Below are 14,935 nucleotides of genomic sequence, written 5' to 3' on the forward strand. Positions count from 1 at the left end.
AGGCAGGGTGGTCAATTTATTGCTTGTCTTGCGAAATGGTCGGTGTGTCTGTGTGAGGCCAGTGCATAAGGGTTGAGTTTTTTCAGGCGGTGAGATCTTGGTCGGATGGCGTAAGTTCACCAGTACTTCATTTTGTCTCTGACTTGAACGAGACAGGTGGCTAGTTAATGATAGATAACGGGGGCGAGTCACTGGTGTTTGTGCTTGCTACCAAGGCCGCAAGCTCCAACCTTCCTCACTAAATTCCAGACGCTTCGTCAGCCCAAGATTGTTCATGAAGGCACCGTCGTGCGAAACCACCATCAGCGTGCCCTGGTAGCTGCTCAACATGGATTCCAGGGCCAAGGTGGACGGCAGGTCCAGGTGGTTGCTAGGTTCATCCAGAAGCAGCAGTTGTGGTGGGGGATCAGCGTACAGCACGCAGGCCAGAGCGGCTTTTAGCCGCTCGCCACCGCTCAAGGCCCCGCTGGGGCCGGTGACTTTTTGGGCGTCTAGTCCCAGTTGTGCCAGACGCATGCGTAAGTCACCCTCGCTGCTTTTGCGGTTGACGGCCTGTATCTGTTCCAGCACGGTTTGCTGTGGATCCAGATCGGCCAAGCCCTGATCCAGATAAACATGTTGTGGCACTACTTTGCAGTGTCCAGCAAGCGGTTCCACTTGGCCTGCAATGACCTTGAGCAGCGTGGATTTCCCGCAGCCGTTCGGGCCTATGACCCCTACCCGTTGCTGGCCGTTTAGTAGCAGCGTGACTGGGGTTTGGTCGGCCGGGACATAGGGGAGTTTCACCTCATCCAGTTCCACAACGCGCTGACGGGTCAGCGGCATCAAGGGTAGGGCGTGCAGATTGATGGTGCTGTCCTGCTCAATCAATTCGGCGGCTTCCTGTATGCGTTGTGCTAACTGCTTTTGAGCCGTCACGTGTTGCTGGTGCAGTTTGCCGGTGGTGGCTTCACTGCGGCCCTTTTGCCTGTCCAGCAGGATTTTGGCCTGATTGGCTTGCTTGCCTTGTTGATTCCCGCGTGCCTGTCTACGCTCTTGCCGTTGGCGTTGCTCTTGCATGGTGCTTTGCGCGCGCTGACGTTCCAGCTTGCGGTGCTCCAGTTGGTTCATGGCGCTTTGCTGTTCCAGGGCTTTCTGTTCGGCGTAGTGGCTGTAATTGCCGCCATAGCTACGCAGCCCCAGGGAAGATAGCTCCACAATGCGCTCCATTGTGTCCAGCAGTTGGCGGTCATGGCTGATGAGCAGCAGGCCGTGGGGCCAGTGTCGTAATTGCTCGATCAAGGCAAGCCGGTTGTTGCGATCCAGGTGGTTGCTGGGTTCATCCAGAATCAGGAAATCGGCCTGAGACAGCAAGGCATTGATCAGCGATACTCGCATAGCCTGGCCGCCGCTTAACGTTTCGGCAGGTGTCTCGGCATTGAGATGCCCTAAGCCATTGCGCGCCAGCGCTTCCTGGAGTTGTTGTCGAATATCCCAACGGTTCTCGATCAGATTGAAGTCTTCCACGGCACTACTGCCAGCTTCAATCCGGGCCAGTGCGTCCAGGGTTGGGCCTACGCCCGCCAGATCAGCGACGCGCAAGCCACTGACGGACGCCACTTGCTACGCCAGATAATGGACTTTTCCCGATCGCAGGCAATGGCCGCTGCTGGGTTGGAGTTGTACAGCCAGGATTTGAGCCAGAATGGTTTTGCCCACGCCATTGCGTCCGACCAGGCCTGTGCGCCGCGAGTCGAAGGTTTCGTTCAGTTGGGAAAACAGAGTCTTGCCTTGCGGCAAGGTATAGGAGACGCCTTTCAGCGTCAGATAAGGATTCGTCATACGAGATGCTTTCATTAATGCCAAAAACTCCCCCTGCGTGATGGGGGTGGGTGGAGACTGGCCGTCTAGGGGACGGCGGCATTAGTGGCGCATTGGACGAATACCTCAGGGGAAATGAGTCGAAGCCACACTATAAAAGGATTTTGCCGGGAAGGTAAAGCCGGCCGGACTCTCAAGAGAACGTTGAAAGTCGTGTCATCTCATCACAGGAGCTGGTTTGGGTTCAGAAGCCTGAGCTTGTCTTACGGTTTGGGGATCTTGTCTTATCGGTCTCAGCGCTGTGGGGGCTTTGTTGCTGTAGATCGCTTGAAATAACGAGCCGCGCGAGACGGCCACCCAGCAGGAAACGAAGTTTATTTCCTGACGTTTATTCAATAAAGTGGAGTTCTCGGCTTTTCATCCTCTGCGTCGTTTCATGTCTGGAGGCCAGGATCAGGAGTGCCTTTTCTCTCCCATTCCGGGAAGCCACACCATTTTGAAGGAATGCCATGAACACGTTCAATTTACCCGCCCGCTCGATTGTGTATGTGCAGGATGTGTATTGCGGTTGGTGCTGGGGTTTTGCCGAACGCATGGTCGAGTTCGAGGTGGCCAACAAGCACCGAATACCGTTTACCGCCGTTTCAGGGGGCTTGTTCGTGGGTGATCGGGCTGCTCCCATGTCCCGCTACCCTTACATTTCCGAGTCCAACAAGCGCATCACGCAAATGACAGGGGCGAGGTTTGGGGCTGCTTATCAAGCTTTGGCAGAGGAAGGGACTACGGTTATGGACTCTCTGGATGCGGCAACTGCCTTGGCTGTCTTGCGTGCGCAAGACTCGGAGCGGGCCATTCATTGGGTACACGAGTTACAGCAGGCCTTCTATGTGAACGGACGCAGCTTGTCGGATCAGGAGGTCTGCCTGGGGATTGCCGCTGCTGGTGGTCTGGATGTGGAGATGGTTCGACGCCATTTGACTGACGGTTCAGGTCGGGAGCAAGCCTTGGCGGACTTCGCGTTGGCGCGAGCCTTGGGCGTGCAATCCTATCCGACCTTATTGTTTGTGGATGGTCGAGAAGTGACGCCGCTACCTGCGGTTGGGACCCCTTTGGAAATGCTGAATCAGTCCTTGGACTCCTTGTTGGGCTGATCAACATGTAGCCATAGTGTGCTGCGCTTGGCTAAAAGGCTGGCAAGGAGCAATTAAAAACGCCATGCAAAAGCATGGCGTTTTCTATTCAAACCTGGGAGGGCTTAGCCGCGTCTTAAGGGCGCAACACACACATCCGGGTTGTCTGCCAAGGACACAAACTTCATGCTGCCACCGTCATAGGCGTCGATGGTGCCCGACTCAATGTCGTAGACCCAGCCATGCAAGGTCAAGCGGCCTTCGGACATGGCCAGACGCACCGAAGGGTGGGTCTGGATATTGGCCAGTTGGGCCACCACGTTTTCACGCACCATGGAAGCAATACGTTCCTGCTCGTTGGCGTGGGTGCGGGCTTCATTGACCAGACGTGCCGAGTCGGCATAACGCAGCCAGTGCTCCACGGCAGGCATGTGGTCCAGGCACTGACAGGAAGCAATCGCGGTCATGGCGCCACAGTCCGAGTGACCACAGATCACGATATCGGACACGCGCAGGGCGGACACGGCGTATTCCACCGAGGCGGTCACCCCACCGGGTTCCGGGCCGTAGGAGGGAACGATGTTGCCAGCGTTACGAATCACGAATAGATCACCGGGTTCACGTTGTGTCACCAGCTCTGGGACCAGACGGCTATCGGAGCAAGAGATAAACAAAGCGCGGGGGTTTTGTTGTGTGGCCAGATTTTTGAAGAGCTTGGCGCGCTTGGGATAGGCTTCCCGTTGGAATTTCAGGAAACCGTCGATAATGTCTTTCATCCTTGTCCTTGTAGTTCGGCTTGGATAGAAGATTAACGCTTCATGGTCATAAGGTAAAATACCGAATTCTGATGCTTTCCATTGGGTTTGCTTATAGAAAGGCCCTGTATGCTTTTGCGCCATCTTAATTACTTTCTGGCGGTTGCCCAGTATCAAAGCTTTACCCGCGCTGCGCGTGCCTTGCACGTGTCTCAGCCGGCCTTGTCACAACAGGTGCGTCAGCTGGAGGAACATCTGGGCGTGCAACTGTTTGATCGTACTGGGCGGCTGGTGCGTTTAACGGATGCGGGTGAGGTCTATCTGCGTTATGCCCGCCAAGCCTTGCAGGATCTGGAAGAAGGACGGCGGGCCTTGCATGATGTCAGTGACTTGAGTCGAGGCTCCTTGCGTGTGGCGGTGGCACCGACGTTTACTTCTTACCTGATTGGCCCTTTGGTGGAGGCCTTTTACCGGCGCTATCCCAATGTGCGCCTGGTGGTGCAGGAAATGTTGCAGGAGCGCGTGGAAACGCAACTGGTCGAGGACGAGTTGGATATTGGTATTGCTTTTGAAAAGCCCACGTCAACTGCGGTGGAGTTCCAGCCATTATTGGTGGAGACCTTGGCGTTGGTCATGAGTCGTACCCACCCTTTGGCCGAGCGACGCAGCATTGATAGAGACACCTTGACGCGTGAGTCCTTGGTGTTGCTAACGCCGGAATTTGCCACACGTGAACAGATCGAACGTTATTGCCGACAACATGATCTGGACTTGAAGGTATCGATGGAGTCGAACTCGCTCAATGCCGTGATCGAGGTGGTGCGGCGCACGGGTCTGGCGACCTTGCTGCCTGCTGCGATTGCCAGCAATAGCGAGTATTTGGTGGCGGTGAGTCTGGAACCGGCCCCGCCACAACGGCGGGCTATTTTGATGCAGCGCAAGGGCGCTTACCAGTCCGCTGCCATGCGCGCCTTTATTGAGCTGGCGCTGAAATACGGCGCGGCATCGACGTTTTAAAGTAGGTGTCGGACAGAGCGATTGTGATGCGCTACTGCAGGCACCTTATAGCGACACCAGCACACTTTGCTCCAGAGGGCGCAGCTCGCTTTCTACAGCCGGTTTGCCCTCGTTCAAATGGGCGACCAGATCGACTGTGGTTGACATGCGTGTCAACATCAAACAGGTCACTTCACCCTGGGCAACACGGCTGCTGTGCCAGCAACCGGGCCGCATGCACACACCTTGCCCTTGAGCAATGCGGAAGGCTTGCAGGGTGGATAAATCCGGGCCGCCTTCGGCTGTGCTTTCGGCCACGATATGGATCACTTCGCCAGTCAGCGGGATCAGTGCCTGTTGCGTCAGCAGGTGATTTTCCAGGGTTGTGATGGTGGGATCCTGAATACGGTAATTCACCCATAACACTTCGGTCTGCTTGTTTTGACCTGTGTCAAACGCATGTTCGTGCCAAAAGTCTGTGGCGGCATTGCTGAAAGCAGCCGTCGCAGGTGCAGTAGCCAAGCCTTTCCCTAACATCCAGCCATAAGGCTCAAACGCCTCTGGGCTTAGCGGCTGGGGAACCAGATTAATTGAAGTATTCATGATCAATCACGTGAAGAAAGTGCTATGGCGGCATATTAGCAAAAATGGCAACTCAGGTCAGGATTGGCCTAGATCAATAAGCTTGAGTTTCTGACGGTTATTGCGGAACTAAGTCAGGTATCCCCTGTCTTGAAAGAGGCTCGTCATTACTTAGCGAGCTAAGCAAGCCGCCTTTTTCGATGGGCGGCTTCGCTCTGTCTGCTTTCTTGATAAGGAGGTGCTGTGCTTGACGCTGTTTCGCTGACCTGTAAACGGGGCCAGCGTCGTGTGTTCTCCGAGCTGAGCCTAAGGCTTGACGCTGGCCAATGCATTTTGGTCAGTGGGCCCAATGGTAGCGGCAAAACCAGCTTGCTGCGTATCTTGGCCAATATCGCCCAGGCCGATGAAGGCCAACTGATCTGGCGCGACCGACCTGTGCAAAGCAACGATAGCGATTACCGGCAACAGCTTGTGTACGGCGGCCATGCCTCCGGCTTGAATGGCAGCTTATCGGTGCAAGAAAACCTGGACAGCCTGCTTATGCAGGATCGTGTTCCTTTGGAGCGGGACGCCTGTGATCAGGCGCTGCTGGCAGGCAGTTTGCTGGCTTACCGTCGAGTGCCGGTAAGGCAGTTGTCGGCAGGGCAACGCCGCCGTGTGTTTTTGGTGCGTCTGGCGCTCAGCAACCGTCCCTTATGGATTCTGGACGAGCAACTGACCGCGCTGGATAGTGCCGGTCAGAAGTTTCTGGGCGAGTTGATTGCACAGCATTTGCACAAACAGGGCGCTGTCATTCTGACCAGTCACCAGACCTTGCCCTGGGATTTGGAGGTGCAGCACCTGGATCTGGGGCAGGCATGTTGAATCTCTTTTTAGCCTTGATGAAGCGCGAGTGGCGCTTGGCGATGCGTCGGCCCGGCGATGTGCTGATTCCCCTGGTTTTCTTTCTGGTGGTGTGCAGCCTGTTCCCTTTGGGCGTGGGAGCAGATGCGGCCTTGTTGTCCAAGATGGCCCCGGGTGTGCTGTGGGTGTCGGCCTTGCTGGCCACGCTGTTGTCGCTAAGCCGCCTGTTTGAACAGGACGAGCAGGACGGCGCGTTGGAGCAGGTTCTGTTTTCCCATTTGCCGCTTAGCCTCTGGGTTTTGGGCAAGGTGCTGGCGCATACCTTTTTGACTGGCGTGCCGTTGCTGTTGTTGGCTCCCATTCTGGGGCTGCAATTCAGTCTGCCTACGTCCAGTCTGGGTGTGTTGATGGTGTCCCTGGCGCTGGGGCTGCCCGTCCTGACCTTGTTGGGGGCGATTGGCGCGGCCTTGGTGCTGGGTTTGCGTTCAGCAGGTGTCTTGCTGGCTCTATTGATTTTGCCCTTTTACGTTCCCGTTCTGGTCTTTGGGGCGGGGGCGGTGCAAGCGGTTCAGGCCGGGTTGGGTGCACAAGCGCATCTGTCCGTTCTGGCCGCTTTTTTACTGTTGGCTTTGTTCTTTGCGCCACTTGCTACGGCAGCGGCGTTGCGCCTTGCTCTTGAGTAAATTCCATGAACTTTTTGTATCGTTACGCCGCCCCTCAAAACTTTTATGTCCTGGCCGGACGCATTGTGCCGTGGGCCGCTGCATTGGCCCTGTTGCTGTTCGTGGCAGGGGCTTATGTGGGCTTTTTCCTGGCCCCGACGGATTTCCAGCAAGGCGAGGGTTACCGCATTATTTTTCTGCATGTACCGGTGTCCTGGATGTCCATGCTGATTTACCTGGCCATGGGTTTCTGGTCCTTGATCAGCCTGGTTTTCAATAGCCGTACGGCAGCCATGATGGCCGCTGCACTGGCACCGACCGGGGCGATCTGTACGGTTTTGTCCTTGGTGACTGGTGCGCTGTGGGGCAAGCCTATGTGGGGCGCCTGGTGGGTCTGGGATGCCCGTCTGACGTCCGAATTGTTGCTGCTGTTTCTGTATATGGGTTTCATGGGTTTGCGCGGGGCGATCGACGACCCGCGCCGCGCGGATAAAGCCGCCTCCATTCTGGCCTTGGTCGGGGTGGTCAATGTGCCCGTTATCTATTTCTCGGTGCAATGGTGGAACACCTTGCATCAGGGGGCTTCGGTATCGCTGACCAGCTCGCCTTCCATGGCGACCGTCATGCTGACGGGCATGTTGCTGATGAGTCTGGCCATGTGGTGCTACAGCATTGCCATCGCACTGTATCGGGTGCGCAATTTGATTCTTGAACGTGAGGCGCATACCGCCTGGGTTCGCAACTTGACGGAGGGCTGATGATGCATTGGTCGAGTGTGGGCGATTTTTTCGCTATGGGCGGCTACGCCGTGTACGTATGGGGCTCGGTGCTGGCCTGTACCGTATTGTTGCTGGGCGAAGTGCTCAGCGTACGGGCAGGACGGGCACGCGCCTGGCAACGGGTGCGTGATGAGCGCGCCCTGGGAGAGCAGCGTCATGACTAAGCGACAGAATCGTCTTGCCCTGATTCTGGGCGCTTTAGTGGTACTGGGAGCGGCAACGGCTTTGGTCCTGAACGCCTTTCAAAGCAGCTTGGTGTTCTTTTTCACCCCTACTGAGGTTAGCCAGGGGCAAAGCCCTGAAAACCGGACTTTCCGGGTGGGCGGCATTGTGCAGATGGACAGTATTCGCCGTGGTGGAGCCCAAGGTATGGCTGTGAATTTTGTGGTGACAGACGGTGCGGCCCAGGTGCCCGTCAGCTATACCGGAATTTTGCCGGATCTGTTTCAAGAGGGGAAAGGCGTGGTGGCCCAAGGCCGCCTGAACGAGCAGGGCCATTTTGTAGCGGAAGAAGTGCTGGCCAAGCACGATGAAAACTACATGCCGCCCGAGGCCATGCATGCCATGGAGCAGGCCGAGCGTGCCAAACAAGGAGCCCAGCCATGATCCCGGAGCTTGGGCACTTTGCCCTGATTCTTACCTTTGTGCTGGCGCTGGCCCAAGGCATTGTGTCCTTGTACGGCGCCTGGCGCGGCAATCTGGCCTGGATGGCCTTTGCGCGCCCGGCAGCGCGCTGGCAATTCGGTCTGGTGGCGTTCAGCTTGCTGTGTCTGGCCTGGTCTTTTGTCAGCTTTGATTTTTCGGTCGCCTATGTGGCGCAGAACTCCAGCACCAAGCTGCCTTTGTTCTACCGCATTGCCGCAGTATGGGGCGGGCACGAAGGCTCGCTCTTGCTGTGGATGTTCATGCAAACAGGCTGGGCTTTTGCCGTCAGTGTTTACTCGCGCTCCTTGCCTGAGGCCATGCTGGCTCGGGTGCTGGGTGTATTGGGGCTGATCACCGCCGGTTTCCTGTTGTTTGTCCTGCTCAGTTCCAACCCCTTTGAGCGCATGTTCCCGGTGCCGGCTGAAGGTTTGGACCTGAACACGCTCTTGCAGGATATTGGTCTGATTATTCACCCGCCCTTGCTGTATATGGGCTATGTGGGTTTTTCGGTGGCCTTTGCCTTTGCGATTGCTGCTTTGCTGGCAGGCCGTCTGGATGCCAGTTGGGCACGTTGGTCGCGTCCCTGGACAACCTCGGCCTGGTTGTTCCTGACCTTGGGGATTGCGGTCGGTAGCTGGTGGGCCTATTACGAGCTGGGGTGGGGCGGCTGGTGGTTCTGGGATCCGGTGGAGAACTCCTCCTTTGTGCCCTGGTTGGCGGGTACTGCCTTGATTCACTCTTTGGCGGTCACGGAGAAACGTGGCAGCTTCAAGAACTGGACCGTATTGCTGGCAATCAGCACCTTCTCCTTGTCCATCTTGGGCGCCTTCCTGGTGCGCTCCGGTGTGCTGACGTCGGTGCATGCGTTTGCGACAGACCCGGCCCGTGGTGTGTTCATTCTGAGTCTGTTTGCCGTCATTGTTGGTAGCTCCCTGATTCTGTTTGCCTGGCGCGCACCGCGTGTCGGGGCAGGCGGGCAGTTTGCCGTGGTGTCGCGTGAATCCTTGCTGCTGGTCAATAATGTTTTGCTGGTGGTGGTGACAGGTACAGTCTTGCTAGGAACCTTGTACCCGCTGATCATGGATTCCTTGGGCCTGGGCAAAATCTCGGTAGGCCCGCCTTATTTCAATAAGGTGTTTGTCCCTTTGATGATCCCGGCTTTGGTCTTGATTGTCTTTGGTGTGCTGGCGAACTGGAAACGAGCCAACGTTCTGGATCTGGTGCGCCAACTGGCCTTGGTGATTGTGTTCAGCGTCGTGTTGGGTGCCGCTATTCCGTTGCTGTATGGGCAATGGCAGGGCACTGCCGCCTTGGGGGCGGGATTGGCCGTGTGGATCGTGCTGGGCAGCTTGTTCGATGTGGTCAAGCGTGTGCGCGCCACGCGTTCAGGCGTGTTCTCGCAACCACGTAGCTGGCTGGGACAGCATCTGGCGCATATGGGGGTGGCGGTTTTTGTTCTGGGCGTGACCATGGTCAGTCATTACGAAACAGAAACCGACGTTCTGTTGCAGCCTGGACAGACCGCGCAGGTCGGCGCGTATGACGCACGTTTCCAAGGCGTACATATTGTGCCCGGTCCAAATTTCTCCGCCGAGCGTGGCACGGTGGAGCTGTTACGGGACGGCAAGGTGGTCGCTACCTTGTACCCGGAAAATCGCACTTACCTGTCCTCGGCCTTGCCCATGACGGAATCGGCGATCAATACCAATGGCTTGCGTCATATTTACGTGGCACTGGGCGATAAGTATGACCAAGGCGTCTGGAGTGTACGTCTGTACTACAAACCGCTGGTGGACTTTATCTGGCTGGGTTGTTTGCTGATGGCCTTGGGTGGCGGACTGGCGATCAGTGATCGACGCTATCGTGTCAAGCAAACTCGTACCGCTGTACAGAACAAGGCCATGAATACGCACAAGCAGGTGCAGGCATGAACCGTTTTACCGTCCCTTTGATCGGCTTTGTGCTGTTGTTGGTGTTTCTGGGTATTGGTTTGACCTTGAAACCCAGCGAGGTGCCTTCGCCCTTGGTTGATAAACCGGCCCCGGCGTTCAGCCTGCCTCAATTGCACAAGCCTGAAGCCAGTTTTTCGGGGGAGCAAATGAAAGGCCGCGTCTGGCTGTTGAACGTGTGGGCCTCCTGGTGCTATCCGTGTTTGACAGAGCATCCTTTTATCAAGGAGCTGTCCACCAAGCACAAGGTGCCGGTTGTGGGTCTGAACTACAAGGATGTACCCGAGGAAAGCCGTGAGTGGTTGCTGCGCAATGGCAACTCTTACGAGGTTTCCGTTATGGATCGGGACGGGCGTGTGGGCATTGATTTCGGTGTGTATGGTGTGCCGGAAACCTTTGTGATCGACAAGCAGGGCATTGTGCGCTTCAAGCACATAGGCCCCGTGTCGCGTGAGTCCATGGAGGAAACCTTGTTGCCCTTAATTCGTCGTTTGGAGCAGCAGCCATGATGATGCGTCAATGGATGGCGGCACTGGTTGCCAGTGTGTGGCTTTTTCTACCGTCTGCCCAAGCCCAGTCGGGGGTGCAAGGTGCGCAGGAGTCGGTGATGCTGGAAATTGCGGCTGAACTGCGTTGTCTGGTGTGCCAGAACGAGTCTATTGCGGCTTCGCGTGCCGAGCTGGCCGTGGACTTGCGCCACCAGATCATGGAACAGCTGGGCCAGGGCCGTACCCCGGATCAAATCCGTACATACATGGTGGACCGCTACGGTGATTTCATCTTGTATCGCCCGCCTTTCAAAGCCAGCACGGTGATGCTTTGGTTGGGGCCTGCCCTGTTGCTGTTGATCGGTTTTCTGGTTTATGCCTTTACCTTGCGCCGTCGACACCGTGCCGGTGATGACACGGCCCTGACCGATGAGCAGCGTCGTCAAGCCGATGCGCTTTTGCAAGGTTCTTCTCGGGATGAACAATCGTGACTATTGTTTTTTATATCGTGGCCGCACTGCTGGTCTTGGTGTGTGCGCTGTATTTGATGTTAAGCGTCAAGCGCAAACCGGCCTTGCAGCGAGTGGTGGAACACAAACAGGCCAATCTGGCGATTTTGCGCGAGCAGCTCAAAGAGATTGAGCGAGACAAGCAGGCGGGTGTGTTGTCTGCTCAGGATTTCGAGCAGGCGCAGATGGATTTGCGCCAACGTGTACTGGAGGAGAACGAGGGCCTGAAAACGGAAGCAGTGCAACAAACCGGCGCACCCAGGCTGGCTTGGACCTTGATGCTGAGTATTCCGCTTGCCGCCATCGCCTTGTATTTTTATCTGGGTAATCCGGTGATGCTGGACCCGGCTGCCGTGCAGCAGCAGGCCAACGCCCAGCCCGTGGATATTGAGGCCATGGTGGCCCGTCTGGAGCAGCGTCTCAAAGACAATCCGGATGATCCTGGTGCCTGGTTGATGATGGCCCGTTCGCATCGCTATTATGGCCGTCACCAGCAAGCGGCAGAAGCTTATGCCAAAGCCATGCCGGTCGTGGACGGAGATCCGGCTGCGCTTGCCGAGTATGCCGAGTCCATGCTGTTGGCAGGTATCGACACCTTGGATGGCTTGCCAGGCCGCCTGGTCAAGCGGTCGCTGGATCTGTACCCTGAAGAACCTTTGGGTTTGATGCTAGCTGGAGCGGCTGCTTTGCATAACGAGCAATACCCGGCAGCGATCGATTATTGGCAGCGTTTGTTGGCGCAGTTCCCGCCAGATTCGGAAACCGCCAAGGTAGTGAATCAAGGCTTGCAACTGGCGCGCGAACGTATGCGTATGCCGGCCACGCCTGCAGCGGAACCTGCTACGGCCCCTTGATATGGAAATAGTGTCTTTGGATTTGGGCTTGATCGCTCTGACAACAGCGTTTTTGGCGGGGATGGCTTCGTTTCTATCCCCCTGCGTTTTGCCTCTGGTCCCCGGCTATTTGTCCTATCTGGCTGGGGACGGACAGGTGTATACGCAGGTCAAGCGCAGCCAGCTACTGGGGCGCAGCGTTTGCTTTGTCGCCGGTTTTTCGCTGGTGTTCATCGCTTTGGGGGCCAGCCTGTCGTATCTGGGGCAGTTGTTGATGGCGTACCGTTATGAGCTGAATGTGGCGGCGGGCGTCATGGTAGCGCTAGCAGGTTTGAGTGTGATGGGTGTACTGCGCATGCCCATGAGCCTGCAACGCTACTATCGCTTTGAGTCCGGCAAGGCGGCTGGTCCTGGCGGTGCAACGGTGATGGGCCTGGCCTTCGGTTTTGGTTGGACTCCCTGTATCGGCCCGATTCTGGCTGGCATTTTGATGATGGGCGCCAGCACGGCCAGCGCAGGCAAAGCCAGTATTCTGCTGTCCGTTTACGCCTTGGGCCTGGGCGTCCCTTTTATCCTGGCCGCCTGCTTTGTGACGCCTTTTTTGCAACGCATGACGCAAATCAGGAAGATCGGGCTCTATGTGCGCTGGGGCGCGGGTCTGGTTTTGATTGTGATGGGCTGGGCTATGGCCACAGGTGAACTGGCGCGTTTTGCTATCTGGGTGCTCAAGACGTTCCCGGTTTTAGGGCAGTTGGGCTAAGCCTTCGGCTACCTGAAATCCGTGCGGTGCTTCCTCTGTTGTCAGGAAGCACCGTCTTGTCATTTCACAGCCGCATTGCCGCCATCCGCAAACAGGGCGGAGCCGGTAACAAAACTGGACATGGGGCTGGCAAGAAAAAGCGCAGCAGATGCAATTTCTTCAGGTTTGGCGATTCGTTTCATGGCGTGCAGCCCAGCCGCCCATTCTTTGGTGCTCTGGTCTCCGGCGATGTCTGTATCGGTTCCGCCCGGTAAAAGGGCATTGGCTCGTAAGCCGTTGGCCGCATAGTCTGCAGTGATGCCTTTGACCAATCCCATGAGTGCCGCCTTAGCGGCTCCATAGGCGCTCATGCCGGGCAGGCCAACACTGGTGCCTACAAAGCTCGATGTGAAAACAATCGAACCGCCACCGCGCTTGAGCATGGCCGGAATCTGGCTACGCGCACCCAAAAAGGCTGCTCCAAGATTGGTGTCCAGTGTGGCTTGCCATTCTTCCAGCGTCATCTCAGCCAGCGGCTTGAGGGCACCGACAATACCGGCGTTATTGATTGCAATATCCAGACCGCCAAATTTGCTGGTCGCGGTGTCGATCAACTGCTCATGGGTTTGAGCCTGTGTAATGTCCCCCGCCACAAACTCAGCGCGGCCACCCTGTTGTCGGATTTCCTTGGCGACGGCCTCAAGCAATGCGCCACGCCTTGCCGTAAGAACAAGTGCCGCTCCCTGCTCAGCAAACATCAATGCGATGGCGCGTCCAATACCAGAGGATGCTCCGGTAACAAGGGCAACCTTTCCATCAAGCAAAGCCATGAGTGAAATCTCCTGTATTTCTATTGGGAGCTCATATCGTATGTATCCTGGCCTGACGGGGAACTCCGTTTCTTGCCTTCAAAACCCGTTATTGATGATGGGGCAGGCAGCCGACTATCAGTCTTGTACTTCACGACGCAGTAGTTCACGTTTACGGTCTATACCCCAGCGGTAGCCGGCCAGGTCGCCATTGCGCCGCACGACGCGATGGCAGGGGATAGCCACGGCAATGTGGTTGTTGGCGCAGGCCTGCGCCACAGCGCGCACCGCTTTGGGAGCGCCGATGCGTTCGGCGATCTCGGTGTAGCTGACGGTGGTGCCGGGTGGGATCTCGCATAAGGCGCGCCAGACACGCTCCTGGAAGGCCGTGCCCTGTACATCCAACGGTAGGTGCAAACCAATTGAAGGGGTTTCGATAAAGCCCACGACCTGGGCGATCAATTGCTCGAAATCCCCGTCGCTGCCGATAAGCTCGGCTTTGGGAAACTGGTCTTGCAGATCGCGCACCAGTTGTTCGGGGTCCTCGCCTAGCAGGATGGCACAGATGCCGCGTTGGCTCTGGGCGACCAGAATGGCTCCCAGCGAACACTGGCCCACCGCGAAACGGATAAGCGCACCGGCACCACCGGCCCGGTACTCGCGCGCGCGCATGCCCAACAACTGTCCAGAGGTTTCATAAAAGCGGCTGTTGGAGTTGAATCCGCTGTCGTAGATTGCGTTCGTGATGGAGGCGTTGGGGCTGCTCAGTTCCTCGCGCAGTCTGCGAGCGCGATAGGCCGAGCTGTATGCCTTGGGCGTCAGGCCGGTTTCCGCTTTGAACAGTCGGTGGAAATGAAAGGGGCTCTTACCTACTGCGGTGGCCAGTTGCTTCAGCGAAGGGGGTGTTTCCGACGTTTCGATCAGGCGGCAGGCACGCGCCACGATCGCGGCTCGTTCGGCTGCGGCACTGGTTTGGTTGCCACGGACGCGACGACTGTAACGGTAGCCCGCTGCTTCCGCAGCCTGGGCCGAATCAAAAAACTCGACGTTTTCGCGCTTGGGAAGCCGTGTTGTCGAGCTGGGTTGGCAGTACACGCCTGTGGTGCGTACCGCATAGACGAACTGGCCGTCGGCGGCGCAGTCCCGCGCTTGCACGGCTGCCCAGCGCTGATCCTCAGTTTCGTAAGCACGCTTTTTAGTCATGAGGCATATGTCCTGACATCATTCATTACGAAGCCAGAATACGCTGGTCTTTCATCGCAAGCACTCCGATTCTTGCGGCCAATATTGGCAGGCCTGACCGGTATTGTCTCAGAGGCGTGCAGCCATTGCCGGTATGCTCGTGCCCGCCAAGTCCGCGATAGAAAAAGGCCGGTAACAACCGGCCTTTTCCGCTCTGCAGCATTGACGCCATGA

General features: G+C 56.9%; 16 protein-coding genes and 1 pseudogene. 12 read left to right on the forward strand and 5 right to left on the reverse strand.

The window, feature by feature from the left end; all coding sequences use genetic code 11:
* Positions 1–207 precede the first annotated feature (207 nt).
* Positions 208–1,821, reverse strand: a pseudogene (locus OKX01_RS02905) (ABC-F family ATP-binding cassette domain-containing protein).
* A gap of 488 nt (positions 1,822–2,309) precedes the next feature.
* On the opposite strand from OKX01_RS02905, the gene OKX01_RS02910 reads away from it, so the two are divergent.
* The gene (locus tag OKX01_RS02910; protein ID WP_094195622.1) at positions 2,310–2,951 is read left to right on the forward strand and encodes a DsbA family protein; all 642 of its coding nucleotides are present in this window, start codon (positions 2,310–2,312) and stop codon (positions 2,949–2,951) included.
* Positions 2,952–3,055: 104 nt separating this feature from the next.
* Here OKX01_RS02910 and OKX01_RS02915 read toward each other — a convergent pair whose 3' ends face one another.
* Positions 3,056–3,706 (reverse strand): carbonic anhydrase, encoded by a 651-nt coding sequence (locus OKX01_RS02915; protein ID WP_094195623.1) that lies wholly within the window; start codon positions 3,704–3,706, stop codon positions 3,056–3,058.
* A 108-nt stretch (positions 3,707–3,814) separates the two neighbouring features.
* Between OKX01_RS02915 and cynR the strand changes: the two genes are divergently transcribed.
* Positions 3,815–4,702, forward strand: a complete 888-nt coding sequence (gene cynR / locus OKX01_RS02920; RefSeq protein WP_094195624.1) for a transcriptional regulator CynR — start codon at positions 3,815–3,817, stop codon at positions 4,700–4,702.
* Positions 4,703–4,747: 45 nt separating this feature from the next.
* Here cynR and OKX01_RS02925 read toward each other — a convergent pair whose 3' ends face one another.
* Positions 4,748–5,284 carry an ureidoglycolate lyase gene (locus OKX01_RS02925; RefSeq protein ID WP_094195625.1) on the reverse strand — a complete coding sequence of 179 codons (537 nt, stop codon included), beginning with the start codon at positions 5,282–5,284 and terminating at the stop codon, positions 4,748–4,750.
* A 222-nt stretch (positions 5,285–5,506) separates the two neighbouring features.
* On the opposite strand from OKX01_RS02925, the gene ccmA reads away from it, so the two are divergent.
* The 10 genes from ccmA to OKX01_RS02975 are packed head-to-tail and all read left to right on the forward strand — an operon-like array spanning position 5,507 to position 12,731.
* Entirely contained in the window at positions 5,507–6,127 is a 621-nt protein-coding gene (gene ccmA / locus OKX01_RS02930; RefSeq protein ID WP_264672428.1) for a cytochrome c biogenesis heme-transporting ATPase CcmA, read from the forward strand.
* On the forward strand, positions 6,121–6,789 hold the full coding sequence (ccmB, locus tag OKX01_RS02935) for a heme exporter protein CcmB (RefSeq protein ID WP_094195627.1): 669 nt from the start codon (positions 6,121–6,123) through the stop codon (positions 6,787–6,789). Before ccmA ends, ccmB begins: the two co-directional genes overlap by 7 nt.
* Positions 6,790–6,794: 5 nt before the next feature.
* Entirely contained in the window at positions 6,795–7,526 is a 732-nt protein-coding gene (gene ccmC / locus OKX01_RS02940) for a heme ABC transporter permease CcmC (protein ID WP_094195628.1), read from the forward strand.
* Complete coding sequence (gene ccmD / locus OKX01_RS02945; RefSeq protein WP_230019015.1) at positions 7,526–7,711, forward strand: heme exporter protein CcmD; 186 nt, start codon at positions 7,526–7,528, stop codon at positions 7,709–7,711. The genes ccmC and ccmD overlap by 1 nt, the downstream gene beginning before the upstream one ends.
* Positions 7,704–8,153: a cytochrome c maturation protein CcmE gene (gene ccmE, locus OKX01_RS02950; protein WP_094195629.1), complete on the forward strand. Its 450-nt coding sequence runs from the start codon at positions 7,704–7,706 to the stop codon at positions 8,151–8,153. Before ccmD ends, ccmE begins: the two co-directional genes overlap by 8 nt.
* Positions 8,150–10,123, forward strand: coding sequence for a heme lyase CcmF/NrfE family subunit (locus tag OKX01_RS02955; RefSeq protein WP_264672429.1), 1,974 nt, complete (start codon positions 8,150–8,152; stop codon positions 10,121–10,123). The genes ccmE and OKX01_RS02955 overlap by 4 nt, the downstream gene beginning before the upstream one ends.
* Positions 10,120–10,650: a DsbE family thiol:disulfide interchange protein gene (locus tag OKX01_RS02960; protein ID WP_094195631.1), complete on the forward strand. Its 531-nt coding sequence runs from the start codon at positions 10,120–10,122 to the stop codon at positions 10,648–10,650. Before OKX01_RS02955 ends, OKX01_RS02960 begins: the two co-directional genes overlap by 4 nt.
* Entirely contained in the window at positions 10,647–11,120 is a 474-nt protein-coding gene (locus OKX01_RS02965; RefSeq protein WP_094195632.1) for a cytochrome c-type biogenesis protein CcmH, read from the forward strand. Before OKX01_RS02960 ends, OKX01_RS02965 begins: the two co-directional genes overlap by 4 nt.
* Positions 11,117–11,992 carry a c-type cytochrome biogenesis protein CcmI gene (gene ccmI, locus OKX01_RS02970; RefSeq protein WP_094195633.1) on the forward strand — a complete coding sequence of 292 codons (876 nt, stop codon included), beginning with the start codon at positions 11,117–11,119 and terminating at the stop codon, positions 11,990–11,992. The genes OKX01_RS02965 and ccmI overlap by 4 nt, the downstream gene beginning before the upstream one ends.
* Position 11,993: 1 nt before the next feature.
* Positions 11,994–12,731 (forward strand): cytochrome c biogenesis CcdA family protein, encoded by a 738-nt coding sequence (locus OKX01_RS02975; protein ID WP_264672430.1) that lies wholly within the window; start codon positions 11,994–11,996, stop codon positions 12,729–12,731.
* Between the two features lie 59 nt (positions 12,732–12,790).
* Here OKX01_RS02975 and OKX01_RS02980 read toward each other — a convergent pair whose 3' ends face one another.
* Positions 12,791–13,540: an SDR family oxidoreductase gene (locus tag OKX01_RS02980; RefSeq protein WP_249461140.1), complete on the reverse strand. Its 750-nt coding sequence runs from the start codon at positions 13,538–13,540 to the stop codon at positions 12,791–12,793.
* Positions 13,541–13,657: 117 nt separating this feature from the next.
* The gene (gene ada, locus OKX01_RS02985; RefSeq protein ID WP_264672431.1) at positions 13,658–14,722 is read right to left on the reverse strand and encodes a bifunctional DNA-binding transcriptional regulator/O6-methylguanine-DNA methyltransferase Ada; all 1,065 of its coding nucleotides are present in this window, start codon (positions 14,720–14,722) and stop codon (positions 13,658–13,660) included.
* Between the last annotated feature and the right edge of the window lie 213 nt (positions 14,723–14,935).

The sequence above is a fragment of the Alcaligenes sp. SMD-FA genome (genome assembly GCF_025960365.1).
Taxonomy (GTDB): domain Bacteria; phylum Pseudomonadota; class Gammaproteobacteria; order Burkholderiales; family Burkholderiaceae_B; genus Alcaligenes; species Alcaligenes aquatilis.

Excerpts from the sequence above, each read along its gene's own strand:
- OKX01_RS02910 (WP_094195622.1), top strand. The coding sequence starts at position 2,310 with ATGAACACGTTCAATTTACCCGCCCGCTCGATTGTGTATGTGCAGGAT.
- OKX01_RS02915 (WP_094195623.1), bottom strand. The coding sequence starts at position 3,706 with ATGAAAGACATTATCGACGGTTTCCTGAAATTCCAACGGGAAGCCTAT.
- cynR (WP_094195624.1), top strand. The coding sequence starts at position 3,815 with ATGCTTTTGCGCCATCTTAATTACTTTCTGGCGGTTGCCCAGTATCAA.
- OKX01_RS02925 (WP_094195625.1), bottom strand. The coding sequence starts at position 5,284 with ATGAATACTTCAATTAATCTGGTTCCCCAGCCGCTAAGCCCAGAGGCG.
- ccmB (WP_094195627.1), top strand. The coding sequence starts at position 6,121 with ATGTTGAATCTCTTTTTAGCCTTGATGAAGCGCGAGTGGCGCTTGGCG.
- ccmC (WP_094195628.1), top strand. The coding sequence starts at position 6,795 with ATGAACTTTTTGTATCGTTACGCCGCCCCTCAAAACTTTTATGTCCTG.
- ccmD (WP_230019015.1), top strand. The coding sequence starts at position 7,526 with ATGATGCATTGGTCGAGTGTGGGCGATTTTTTCGCTATGGGCGGCTAC.
- ccmE (WP_094195629.1), top strand. The coding sequence starts at position 7,704 with ATGACTAAGCGACAGAATCGTCTTGCCCTGATTCTGGGCGCTTTAGTG.
- OKX01_RS02955 (WP_264672429.1), top strand. The coding sequence starts at position 8,150 with ATGATCCCGGAGCTTGGGCACTTTGCCCTGATTCTTACCTTTGTGCTG.
- OKX01_RS02960 (WP_094195631.1), top strand. The coding sequence starts at position 10,120 with ATGAACCGTTTTACCGTCCCTTTGATCGGCTTTGTGCTGTTGTTGGTG.
- OKX01_RS02965 (WP_094195632.1), top strand. The coding sequence starts at position 10,647 with ATGATGATGCGTCAATGGATGGCGGCACTGGTTGCCAGTGTGTGGCTT.
- OKX01_RS02975 (WP_264672430.1), top strand. The coding sequence starts at position 11,994 with ATGGAAATAGTGTCTTTGGATTTGGGCTTGATCGCTCTGACAACAGCG.
- OKX01_RS02980 (WP_249461140.1), bottom strand. The coding sequence starts at position 13,540 with ATGGCTTTGCTTGATGGAAAGGTTGCCCTTGTTACCGGAGCATCCTCT.
- ada (WP_264672431.1), bottom strand. The coding sequence starts at position 14,722 with ATGACTAAAAAGCGTGCTTACGAAACTGAGGATCAGCGCTGGGCAGCC.